Annotated in this window: 6 protein-coding genes and 1 riboswitch; all 6 genes read left to right on the top strand. The window is 46.7% G+C overall.

The features are described 5' to 3' along the window. Window positions 1-62: 62 nt before the first annotated feature. A riboswitch (cobalamin riboswitch) is annotated at window positions 63-262 on the top strand. A gap of 193 nt (window positions 263-455) precedes the next feature. Then, window positions 456-2,864 (top strand): Ig-like domain-containing protein, encoded by a 2,409-nt coding sequence (locus tag Q4A89_RS04080; protein WP_303183980.1) that lies wholly within the window; start codon window positions 456-458, stop codon window positions 2,862-2,864. 18 nt (window positions 2,865-2,882) lie between these two features. Then, window positions 2,883-6,947, top strand: coding sequence for a DUF5074 domain-containing protein (locus Q4A89_RS04075; protein ID WP_303183979.1), 4,065 nt, complete (start codon window positions 2,883-2,885; stop codon window positions 6,945-6,947). A gap of 136 nt (window positions 6,948-7,083) precedes the next feature. After that, the gene (locus tag Q4A89_RS04070) at window positions 7,084-9,024 is read left to right on the top strand and encodes a TonB-dependent receptor (protein WP_303183978.1); all 1,941 of its coding nucleotides are present in this window, start codon (window positions 7,084-7,086) and stop codon (window positions 9,022-9,024) included. Continuing rightward, on the top strand, window positions 9,021-10,184 hold the full coding sequence (locus Q4A89_RS04065; RefSeq protein ID WP_303183977.1) for a YncE family protein: 1,164 nt from the start codon (window positions 9,021-9,023) through the stop codon (window positions 10,182-10,184). Before Q4A89_RS04070 ends, Q4A89_RS04065 begins: the two co-directional genes overlap by 4 nt. Window positions 10,185-10,193: 9 nt before the next feature. After that, window positions 10,194-11,516: a cell surface protein gene (locus Q4A89_RS04060; protein WP_303183976.1), complete on the top strand. Its 1,323-nt coding sequence runs from the start codon at window positions 10,194-10,196 to the stop codon at window positions 11,514-11,516. Between the two features lie 5 nt (window positions 11,517-11,521). Continuing rightward, entirely contained in the window at window positions 11,522-13,417 is a 1,896-nt protein-coding gene (locus Q4A89_RS04055; protein ID WP_303183975.1) for a DUF5074 domain-containing protein, read from the top strand. Window positions 13,418-13,491 lie beyond the last annotated feature (74 nt).

Here is a 13,491-nt window from a genome sequence, read left to right as displayed (position 1 = left end):
AATAATATAAAGCACAATGAACTTTTCTTGATGCATTTGTGTTTTTAATGTATAAGAATGATGTATTTTTGTAGCGTATTGGTTCGCCTGTCCGTTCGGAGATGGCGATTAATAGGGAATCAGGTGTAAATCCTGAGCAGTCCCGCTGCTGTAAGCTCACATAAAGGTATCGGACAATACTTTTTCCACTGTTCTCCAGGGAACGGGAAGGAGTCCGACAGCCGAGCAAGCCAGAAGACCTGCCATACGCTTAGCGTTTTCATCCACCGGGGTTTGGAGTGAAATCGGGAGACATAGATAATAAGCGATGAGCTGTTTTTAGCGTTTATCGTATCGTGTAAACGGTTTGTTTACAACCCGTCAGGAAGACAGACTCCTCTTCTTGACAGGAAGCATACACATAAACGTACCTAATATCATATAAAGCTTATACTTAATATCTAAAATTGAAGCATATGAAAAGATTTTTGCATTTATGTTGTGCAATCGCACTGTTTATTGGACAAGCGTCCGCTCAGCAACGCTTAGTGCAGGGGCAGGTTCATCCCGTCCCTCTGTCGGATAAGGAGATCGATCAACCGCTCTCGTTAAGGGCAGACCAGAGTTTTACCTTCGACGACATCAAGTATTGGGTAGGAAAAGGCCAAAACCGTGCAGCTTTGGTCATCGAATGGCATGACGGCAATGATCCCGATGCCATCGTATGGGGATACAGATGGAATGGCAATGCATCCGGATTGGATATGATTTCCGCTATTGCCGAGGCTGATCCAAGGCTGATCTTTCTGCGACAACACACCGGCCCGATGGGATCGACAATCAATGGGTTAGGATATAATTGTCCTGTGGGTTCCATCTCTTACGATCTGGAAGGAGCAAAGACGGACCCTCGTGTCAGCTTTAAATTTCAGCCACCGTACAAGATGCCCACACAAACAGGGCATCCCGCTACACCGGAAGAAGATGTGCGCAGAGCTTTAGCAGACGGCTATCAGACAGGTGTCATCGACCATCCGTTTAATGCCCATCTTTACGGTTATCCGGCATACGATTACGATTATTGGAAATGTTCACTGGGCACACATTGGGATGCTGGATGGTACGAGGGTTACTGGAGTTATTGGGTACGCGACTCGCAAACCGACGATTTCACCTACTCAGGCTTGGGAGCTTCCAGCAGACAATTAGTGGACGGCAGTTGGGACGGATGGAGTTATCTGAGAGATATGACTGTTTGGACAGGGGCCGAATTAGGCGATTCTTTTACGGCAGCCGTCGATCCCAATGCCAAGCCAGTCAACGGAGTAGCACTCAGTCAATCAGCGATAACGATACATATCCCCAACACATACCGGTTAACCTATACGATTACCCCAACCGATGCCGACATTCAAACGGTGACATGGGAATCGTCCGAACAAACGGTAGCAACCGTCAACAATCAGGGACTCGTGACGGCTGTAGCACCGGGTAAAGCTAAGATTACCGTAAAAACGGACGACGGAGGATTTACAGCCACTTGCGAAGTCAAAGTAACCCAAGCCCCTGTACCGGTAAAAAGCGTTTCGTTAGATGTTAACTCCCTGACATTAGAGAAAGGAGACAAAAAGAAACTGACAGCCACAGTACTCCCGTCTGAAGCCGACAATAAAGGCATTACATGGCATTCGTCGGAACAAAAGGTAGCCACCGTCAACGAACAAGGGCTCGTTACTGCCGTAGACAAGGGCCAAACGAAGATCACAGTTAAAACAGACGACGGAGGATTTACCGCCATCTGTGAAGTGACTGTAACGGACCCGTTCGCCGTAACGGGAGTGACATTAGATGAGACTGAACTAATATTATCCCAAGGACAAACGAAGAAATTGACAGCAACTGTCACGCCGCCCGAAGCCAAGAACAAAAACGTAACATGGCGTTCTTCAAGCAAAGCGATCGCTTCCGTCAACGATCAAGGACTCGTCACGGCAATCATGCCGGGCAGGGTCAATATTGTGGTAGAAACGGATGAGGGTGGATTCATGGCCTCCTGCAAATTGACCGTAACGAAAACCGAGCCGTTGGCTGTAACAGGAGTAGCATTAAATGAAACCGAACTGACATTGGGCCAAGGGCAAACGCAGAAGCTGACGGCAACGATCACGCCGTCCGAAGCCAAGAACAAAAACGTAACATGGCGTTCGTCGAATAAAACCATAGCCTCTGTCAATGAACAGGGAGTTGTCACCGCCATAGGGCCGGGCACAGCTAAAATTACGGTAGAAACAGAAGAAGGAGGGTTTACGGCATCCTGCAACATCACGGTAGCCGGACAGGGAAAGCAGCCGCAATCAACGTTTGTCAACGATACGACCGTAACGCTCACGTTCGAGAAAACAGCGTCAGCCGTATTCTATAAGATAGAGGTATATCTACTTAAAGCCAACAAAGAAGTATTATTCGGTTCGTTCCGTGTCAATGCAGACGGAACACCGATAGAGCCACGTCGTGGAAGCGCTATCGACGACTTGTCGTTTACCGTAAAAGGGCTGAAGCACTCGTCAAAATATGTGATAAAAATGTATGCACTCAATGCAGCAGATCAGCTTATCTCAGCGTACGCACCGTTAGAATTGACAACCCCGACAAGCAATATGCTGGAGATATCCGACGGCGAAGTATTCATTTCCGGAAACAACTTACGACTCATCGGCATGGCACGTCATACTTGCTCGCTCTACTCCATAAGCGGAGTCTTGATACATCAATTCGAGATCGGGAATCCGATCGAATATCACGTACTCGATCTGCCGGCAGGCGTATACCTATTGCATATCGTCGGGCAGAAACACACTCTTACTCGCAAATTCATTATACACTAATCTAAAACACTTCTACAGATGAAAAAAATTTATTCTATTATTTTATTGGCTTCCTGTCTGTTCTCCATGCAAGCTCAGAGAACGAGGCAACAGGCATTGAATCCTATCGAACAAAAGAAGATCAATCTTCCTGCTTTCGAAAACAATGAGATTTCGTTACGAAATGACCAGAGCCAACCAGTAGATTATACCCAAGGCGTATTTATCCTCAACGAAGACTGGTTCGGACATAATAACAGCACGATGAATTTCATGAAAGCAGGGAGCCACGACTTCGTATATCGCGTTTATCAGCGGGAGAATCCGGGAAAAACCTTCGGATGCACCTCTCAATACGGTACAATCTTCGGAGAGAATCTGTTTATCATGTCAAAACAAGCGAAAGACCCCGGTGATACGCGTACTGGCGGACGCCTGGTTGTTGCTGATGCCAAGACATTGAAATCAAAGCTCGTCCTCGAGGAAATCGGCGGAGGGGACGGACGCGCATTTCTGGGAGTCAATGATTCGATAGGCTATGTGGGTACTTCGGGGGGTATTTATGTCTTCGATAGTAAGAATCTTCAATTAAAGAACATCATCGAAGGAAGCAACAATACAGGCGGCCTTTATAACGGACAAATCGGCTTGATGGTGCGTACCAAAACGTATGTATTTGCTATCCGTCAGGCAAAAGGGGTCTTCGTTATCGATCCCAAAACGCATCAAATCATCAAAACCATACCCGGAAATTACAGTACACTTACCCAAAGTAAAGATGGTATGGTTTGGGTCGGAGCAGGCAAGAAGCTGCTACGCATCGACCCAGAAACATTAGACGAAGAAATCGTAAACCTGCCGAACGATTTAGCCATACCCGACTCATGGTATGCCTGGACTGCCGGCGTGCTTTGTGCCAGCATACAGGAAAACACTTTATATTTCACTACCGGAGCAGGGTTCTTTTCCGGCGGTAAAATATGGCGTTACGAAATTGGCAATCCGGCTTCTCTCGACAACCCCTTATACGAAATTCCCGAAAAAGGACGTAAATTATATACGGGAGCAGGGTTTCGTGTGGGGCCGGACGAAAAATTATACTTGTCTGTTTTTGAAGAATTCGGCTCGGTCAACTATTGGCAATACATCGTTGACGCCAAAACAGGCACCGAACTCGGGAAATACAAACAGGAGCGTGCATATTGGTTCCCGGCCATGCATATTTTCCCCGATGTCGCCTCTCCAGTCGTAAGCGAATTTACACCGGTCAAGAAAGGCATAAACAGCGACCCGCTTGTGCTCTCACTCAAAGGTATGGCGACCGATGCCGATAATTTAGACGAAGCCATTTATAAATCGGTAAAATCCGTATCCGACCCATCGTTAGTCACGGCCTCCATTTTCGGTGATAAGCTGGCGCTGACCTTTGCCCCGAACAAAACAGGTGATGCCATCGTCACGGTTAATTTCGACTCGAACGGGAAGATCGTCACAAAAAACCTTCACATTACAATAGAAAGCAGTGCCTTCTATCTTGACAAACATAGTGCGACGCTGGCCCCGGATGAGACGCTGCAATTAACAGCATCCGGCTCCGATCCCGTTGTGTGGGAGAGCAGAGACAACACCGTTGCAACGGTAGAAAACGGACTCGTTACCGCAAAAGGAAAAGGAAAGACCATGATTGTAGCGACGGCAGGAAATTTAAAAGACTCGTGCGCGATTACGGTAGAAGTTGCGGCCTCTTTAACCTCATTGTCGTTCCCCGAAGCAGAAAAAACGATTCAACGCGACAGCAGCTATCAGCTTGAGGTCAAACACGAACCAGCAGATGTCTCTATTACCGGACTCATCTGGGAATCGGATAATGGAGCCGTAGCCCATGTCAACAAAACCGGAAAAGTAACAGCCCTTAAAGACGGAAAAGCTGTGATCAAAGTCTTTACCCCGGACAATGCTCTCTCAGCCTCGTGCAATATCACCGTACGTGCCGATTTAAAAGGGATCTCGTTACAAGAAACGCTGGTGTTGAATTCTAATCCGAAAGGGTTCAGAACAAGCCAACAGCTAAAACCTGTACTGACTCCCGCACGTCCCACCAACCCGAAAGTGACATGGAAAAGTTCCGATGAAGCAATCGCAACAGTTAACGCTCAAGGTACAGTAAAAGCCGTAAAAGCAGGAGAAGCAACGATAATTGCCACCACGGTAGAAGGTCATTTCTCGGCCGAGTGTAAAGTTACTTGCAGACCTTTATATGACTGGATCAAACCTGAAACGACAGCGATTGCCTTATCTCCCGGAGGGACGGCGCAGATCAAACTCAAAGTCAGTCCGGACACTATCAAGACTCCATTCGTGTATACCTCCGATGATCCCGAAGTCGTTACAGTAGACGCAAGTGGTAAAATCACAGCTGGCAACAAGCATGGAAAAGCGACCATTACGATACAGCCGGATGACGGATCTACAGTAAAGACAGAGTGTAAAGTCAGCGTAGGGATTCCGGTAGAACGTATCGTACTTAATCGCGATACGGTTCGTCAGGTAGCCGAAACAACTTACCAATTAAAATACAACATTTATCCGGATAATGCAACCTTTAAAGACGTCGTTTGGAAATCTACCAAGATGAGTCCTGTTCGCGTTTCGTCTGATGGGGTCGTCTCTTTCGTCAGAAGAGGTGAGTCGAATGTCATTGCGACACCCGAATACGGAGGTATAGCTGATACATGCGTGATTATTGTTGTCGATAAAGCCACTGTCCCCGTAACATCGATTTCGCTAAATCAAACAGAGCTTACGTTAGAGGCAAAATCCGGTACTACCTACGACGGGCTGAAAGCGACATTGGAGCCCGCGAATCCTACTTATCCGGAAATCGTCTGGCATTCGTCCGACGAATCGGTAGCCCGTGTAGACAAACATACCGGAATCATTACTCCGCTCAAAACGGGAACAGCTGAGATATCGGCATCAGTAACGGACGGATTAAATCAAACATGTCTCGTAACCGTTATCAAAAAGATCGAAAAAATTTCACTGAACATGAATAATGCGGAAGTTGAGGAAGGGAAGACGTTACAATTGAAAGCAGTCATTCAACCCGGGGACGCTATTGATCAGACACTTCAATGGACGTCGTCCGACAATGCGGTTGCCCTCGTCAATCAACAAGGATTAGTCAGTGCCCTGAAGAAAGGAGAAGCGAAGATATATGTCACCTCTGTGGCGACCGGCATCAAAGACTCCTGCCTCATTACCGTCCGATACATCGATGTATCGGGGGTGCAACTGAGTCATCAGGAAGCGGAAATGAAGGTCAGAGAAACATTTACCCTTAGGGCAACAGTCAGTCCGGCCAATGCAACAGAGAAAGGCCTCGTATGGAGCAGCTCGGACGAATATGTCGCCTCTGTCACTTCCGAAGGCGTAGTGCATGCTCTTAACGCAGGAAAAACGGTTATCACAGTTTCTACGATATCGGGCGACAAGAAGGCGACATGTGAGCTCACGGTAAAAGAGTGGGTAACGATCTCTGTCCTTCCCAAGCTCGAAGTTTCGGGAACCGACATAAAGCTTATTTTTGAACAAATTGACGAAGCTACGGCCTACGAACTGTCTCTGTATAAATATGTCGGAAACCAACAAGCACTTGTTCGGAAGTATATCACAGATGCAGAAGGAAAGATTACCTCCGAACTGAGGAACGGTTCTTACAACAGCACGCCGAAGATGATTACCATCTCTTTCAACGAATTGGAACCGGAGACGGCCTATGCCGTCAAACTGGTAGCAATAAAAGAAAGCGGTAAAAAGAAAGAAGTGCTTTATACGTTCACGACGGAACCGATGTCAACGACAGTAGGTAATATGATGATGGATGACGCAAACCGTCGTGCTTATTATCATCAGGGGAAATTATACCTCAAGCAGATGAACGGATACCGTTGCAGTATTGTGTGCATGGAAGGACGTATCGCAAACGTCTGGGAGGAAAAACACGATGATACAACACGCACCATCGTGTTGCCCGCAGGCATCTACACCTTCACGGCCATAAAAGGCCATGACCGGTTCATTCACAAGTTCATCGTTAAATAATCAACACAGCAGCAGGGCTGTGTCGGGATACATCGTGTTCCGGCAGCCCTGCCGCTTCATTTTCATTATGAAATCCTCTCTGCGTCAAAAAATACTATGCGGTTTTCTGGGATGTTTCTGCGTCTGTGCCCACACAATGGGACAAAGCCGCTTGGATTCGGTACAACAACTCAAGGAGATCATTGTTACCGCCCCTGCCTTTAAAGAAGTTATTCCTTCTCAGACCCTCTCGGGCAAAGAGTTGGAAAATCTCAACGGGCACTCCGTTGCAGACGCTTTGCGTTACTTCTCCGGCATACAATTAAAAGATTATGGAGGCGTTGGCGGACTGAAGACGGTTAACATACGCAGTATGGGAACAAATCACCTCGGGGTGTTTTACGACGGGATCGAACTAAGTAACGCCCAAAACGGACAAGTTGATCTGGGAATGTATTCATTGGAAAATATGGACGAAATATCGTTATATAACGGACAGAAAAGTGAGATTTTTCAATCGGCCAAAGATTTCGGAGCAGCCGGAACATTGTATTTACGGTCGCGACGTCCGCGCTTTGCCGATGGAAAAAACACGCATCTCCGCGCAACGGCAAAAGCCGGTTCCTTCGACGTAATAAATCCGTCACTCCTCTTTGAACACCGGATATCCCGAAGCGTGTCTGCATCTTTCAGCGCCGAATGGTTGAACGGAAGCGGAAAGTACACATTCAGATACCGGCGTATTAATCCGGCCGGAGACATCGCTTACGATACGACGGCCGTGCGGGAAAACGGAGATATCAATGCCACCCGCATGGAAGCAGGCTTGTATGGTACGATCAATGATGGTACATGGAATGTCAAGCTGTACAATTATAACTCGGAACGAGGTATTCCTGGAGCCATTGTAAACAATGTGTGGCGACGAGGCGAGCGCGTATGGGATACCAACTCGTTTCTGCAAGGCTCATTCGTAAACGAGTTTTCATCCCGATTCAAAATGCGTATCAACACCAAATACGCCTTTTACCGTACACACTATGTGAATAATGACGACAAACTGATTCATGTTGACAATCTTTACAAGCAACGGGAGCTGTATTTCTCTTCCGCCTATCTGTACAGCCTGAGTAAACACTGGGAAGCGTCCCTTGCCTACGATATACAATGGAATAAGATGCATGCAGAGATGTACGGCTTCGTCTATCCCGAACGTTTCACGCATCTTCTTTCTGCTGCTACGGCACTCCATATTCGTAAAATAAAAGTTCAGGCCAGCCTGCTGGGCACATGGGTAAAAGATCATGTTCGCACAGGTCCCATACCTCCTTCGCGCCGGATAGTGACTCCGGCTATTTTCATGTCATACCAACCGTTAGAAAAACACGGTCTGAACATACGCGCGTTCTACAAGCGAATCTTCAGGATGCCAACCTTCAACGACCTGTATTACGCCGATATGGGTAATTCGAAACTGAACCCCGAATACGTTACACAATATAACATCGGCCTGATGTATGGCAAGGATTGGAAAAATACCTTCGTCCGGAATTTCCGTATTCAGACAGACGGCTACTACAATCAGGTGAAAGATAAAATTATTGCCTACCCTAAAGGCCAGCAGTTCCGCTGGACCATGCTGAATCTGGGAAATGTAAAGATAGAAGGTATCGACATGCAGGTAGAAACGACCGTCAGCCCTTTACGCCAATGGGATATCACCGCCAAAATACAATACACCTGGCAAAAAGCACAAGACTTCACCGACCCTTCAGATACGTATTACGGACATCAGATTCCATATATCCCCCGGCATAGCGGATCGGCCATCTTACAAGCAGCCTATAACGGATGGAACCTGAACTATAGCTTTATCTATGTAGGAGAACGCTATAATCAGCAAGAAAACATCCGATACAATTATACTCAACCGTGGTATACGAGCGACGTATCCATTGCAAAATCATTCAAAACAAAATTTGGAGAATGGAAAGCAGCTCTGGAAGTGAACAACTTGTTGAGTCAGGATTATGATGTAATTCTGAATTATCCGATGCCCAAACGTAATTACAGAATATCCCTGACAGTTGAATTATGAAACGATATTCTCCATACCTGATTCCTCTGTTCGTTGCAACACTGACCCTGATCGTGTCGTGCCGCAAGATCGAGATTGTAGTACCCTCGGAATATGAGTTGATCTCGGACGGAATCCGGCCGAATGCCAGACCGACCGGCATGTATCTTGTCAACGAAGGAAATATGGGAAGTAACAAATGTACGCTCGACTATCTCGATTTCCGAAATGGGTATTATATCCGCAATCTGTACTCCGAACGCAATCCCAGCGTCGTCAAAGAATTGGGAGATGTGGGGAACGATATCCAGATTTACGGAAGCAAACTATATATTGTGGTGAACTGCTCACATAAAGTCGAAGTACTTGATGCAGTGAGTGGTATACGTATTACACAAATCAATATTCCCAACTGCCGATACATTCGCTTCTACCGTGGTCATGCATACGTATCGTCCTATGTAGGGCCCGTACAGATTGATCCTAAAGCTCCTTTAGGAGCTGTCTACCGCATCGATACAACTTCGCTGAAAGTAAACGCCAAAGTGACTGTCGGCTATCAGCCCGACGAGTTAGAAGTACTTGGAGAATATCTTTACGTAGCCAATTCCGGTGGATATCGTGCGCCGAATTACGATCATACTATATCAGTAATCGAGATCGAACGGTTCAAACAAGTTCGGAAAATTCCCGTTGGCATCAATCTGCACCGCATCCGGAAAGACCGCTACGGAAAATTGTGGGTAACATCGCGCGGAGATTACGACCGGCAACGTTCGAATCTTTATGTGCTCGAAAAACGTATCGGATACAATGAAATGATCGTCACCGACACATTAGATATCCCATGCTCAAACTTATGCATACAAGGAGATTCCCTCTTCTATTACGCTACCGAATGGAACATACACACACAACAAAATCAGATTTCGTATGGTATCATTCATGTAAAGACAAAGCGAATAATCAGCCAGAATTTTATCACCGACGGAACGGAAAAAGATATCCGCATTCCCTATGGCATCACGATCCATCCCGTAACAGGAGATATTTATGTAACTGATGCCAAGAACTATGTCTCCAGCGGCATGCTCTATTGTTACAATAAACACGGACGACGCAAATGGGGCGTGCGCACAGGAGATATCCCCGCACATATGGTCTTTTTAAACAACCTGTAACACAAACGTATGAATAAAATTGGTTTACTCATCGATCAAATACGTCCGGTATACCTTGTGTCGGCGATTGTATTTATTAACCTTCTGACAAGCTGCCAGAGCGACGTCCCCCCTATGGTTAGCCTCGGGATAGATGATATCTACTACATCCCACGCATGAAAGCACGTGTATTCCGTCCGGCCTTTACGGGAGAAGCTTACCGCTGGAGTATGCACAGGGCAGACGGCACGGATACCATCCTATCGGTCGGAAAAGAATACACTTTTCTCGCCAAAGATACCGGGAGTTATCGTTTGTCTTTTGAAATCATCGATCGTCATACGCCGTACAGACACGAGTTTACTTGCATTGTCGTACACGAGCAAATCGAGTACAGCCCATATATATCAAAGGTCTATGAATACCGGCCGGCACCCGGACAGTTTGTCAACACGATGCCTGAATACCGCAAAGGCGATACGGAAGAAGACATGCGCAAAAAAGCCGAAGAAAATCTTTCGGGCACAAACGATGTCATGGTCACACTCGGAGCTTACGGCGGATATATTGTCTTCGGATTCGATCATACAATCCTGAACATCAAAGGAAAGAAAGACCTAATGATTCTGGCCAATGCTTTTTACTCCGACCTGCCTTCCTATAAAGAACGAAAAGGGGGCAGTTGCGAACCGGGTATTGTCGAAGTAGCATTCGATGCAAACCAGAACGGTATCCCTGACGACCCATGGTACGAGCTGGCCGGCAGCGAATACGCAAATCCCGAAACACTCAAACAGTATGAGATCGTATATCACCGACCGGCAGCCAACAAGCAACCGCAACCCGATATGAGCCAGCAGCTCTCAGATGTGACTTATATCCTCTGGAAAGACAACCGCGGACAGTCCGGCTACGTATCGAAGAATATCTATCATACGCAAAACTATTACCCGGAATGGATTCCAGAAGAGACCCTTCGGTTTCGCGGGACAAGATTAAGAAACAATGCAACAGATGAGAGCGGTATCGGCACGTATTATGTATTGTATTCTTATCCGTGGGGATATGTAGACAATCATCCCAACGAGTATAAAAATCTGAACGCTTTCGATATCGACTGGGCCGTGGACGACAAGGGACGCCCGGTTTACCTGCCGGGCATCGACTTTGTCAAGGTGTATACCGCCGTCAATCAATATTGCGGATGGATCGGCGAAACATCTACCGAAATAATCCGCGCTCAAGACCTGCATATCCCGACCACATCTCTCCCAACTCCATTGGAAGTCGAGATACAGGAACAATATCGGAATGCGATCGCACGACGTACTCATTTTACCATTCAAAAATAACAATTATGACTCAACAAATGCTTACTATGTTATGTTTCGTTTCCGTATCGGTCTTTGGCGTAGCACAGCCTTACGGAAACACGAGTTGGAGAGCAGCCGGCATACCTGTCCAGACACTCTCTCTGCCTGAAGCACCATCGATCCGCAGTCACGAAAAGAAAAGTACGGAAGAAAATACGTATACGCAAGGCGTGTTTATTGTCAACGAAGACTGGTACGGTCATCAGAACAGCACCGTCAACTTCCTTACCGATAAAGGGGAATGGATCTACCGCGTATTCCAGAAAGAGAACAAAAGTCATGAACTCGGATGTACAACACAGTTCGGAACGATTTACGGAGGCAAGTTTTATCTCGTATCCAAGCAACAGCAAGACCCCGGTGCCAAAGTGAAAGGCAGCCGCTTTGCCGTATGCGACGCAAAAACAATGAAGGTGATCAAGGAATTCGAATTTATCGCTACACAAACTGTCAAAACGAAAGACGGACGCGATTCGCTCGTTTCAATCGCCGATGGCCGTTCATATCTGCCCGTCGACGAGCACAAGGGATACATCGGTACAAGCAACGGAATATGGATATACGACACCAGATCGATGACTATCGGCAAGCAGATCGCGGGCTCAGGCAACCCACACTCTTCCGGATACGGACAGCTCTACTATGCCCAAATCGGAACGATGGTACGTGCCAATAATTTTGTATTTGCCGTCCATCAGCAAAACGGTCTTCTTGTGATCGATACGAAAACGGATCAAATCGTACGGGTGATACAGGCACCCATAGAGAAAGAGACGGTCAAAGGAAAAACGAAAGACGTACAGCGAGGCTTCGGATCCATCGTACGTTCGAAGGATGGCAATCTGTGGATCAGTATGGCCCAAAACACGCTCGGGCTCGGAGGTGCACTCTCCTATATGCTGAAGCTCAATCCGTATACGTTTAAAATCGATACGATACCTATACCGTTAAAAGAAAAAAAGATTGGCGTCATTCCCAACTCGTGGTATGCCTGGACTGCCGACGGCTTCTGCGCCAGTACACGCGAGAATAAACTCTACTGGAAAGGACAGGACGAACGTGGAAGTTGGTTTACAGGTTACGACATTTTTTGCTACGATATCGACAAACAAACGTTTTCCAAAGTGTTCGACATCCAGGCTTACCCCGGCAAATGGAGATTGTACGGTACCGGTTTCCGCATCCACCCTGTGACAGACGATATCTATGCCTTTTTTTATCACGACTTTCAAGATCCGACACATATGCTCGTACGCATCAACAGTAAAGGAGAGATGCAAGCCGAATATCCGATGATTACGAATTACTGGTTTCCGGCCATCCCCGTATTTCCGGACAACCATCCACCGGTATGGAGTGCCGAAATGCCTTCGAGCGTCGAACTGACCGATCAACTGCCCCAATATAAGCTTTATTTAGGCGACAAAGCTACGGATGCGGACAACATGGAGGCTGCCATCGTCAAATCGATTGTCGACATCACTGAAGGAAAAGGTTTCGAAGCAGCAGTTCGTAACGATTCGTTAGTTCTCACGCTACGCAACGGCGCAGGCCATACGCAAGGAAACGTTACACTTCAGTTTAATTCGAACGGAGAATGCATCACGCACAACATACATGTAAACGTGCTATCGACAAGTAATCAGCGTATCGAAACAGTAATCCAGCCCTTTTACAATAGACAGACGGGATGTATACATATACATAACGGGAGCGAAATTTCACGTATGCAAGTATACGACATTCAAGGGCAGATGATGCTATCCCTCAAACCCAAGCATTCCGATCAAGTCAATGTACAATCGCTACCTGCAGGCATATATATTATTGTCGTAACCGATCAGTCCGGACAAACATCCAGCACTCGATTTGTTAAGTAGCAAAAAAGAAGGAGGTTATGTCGAAACAAGAAAGCACATCATGACAAACACCTTATTCTTCTAAAAAACAAAAT

Source organism: Tannerella sp., assembly GCF_030528505.1.
In the GTDB taxonomy this organism is placed as follows: Bacteria; Bacteroidota; Bacteroidia; order Bacteroidales; family Tannerellaceae; genus Tannerella.
Note: the sequence above shows the minus strand (reverse complement) of the source record. Positions and strands in the feature narration are given on the sequence as shown.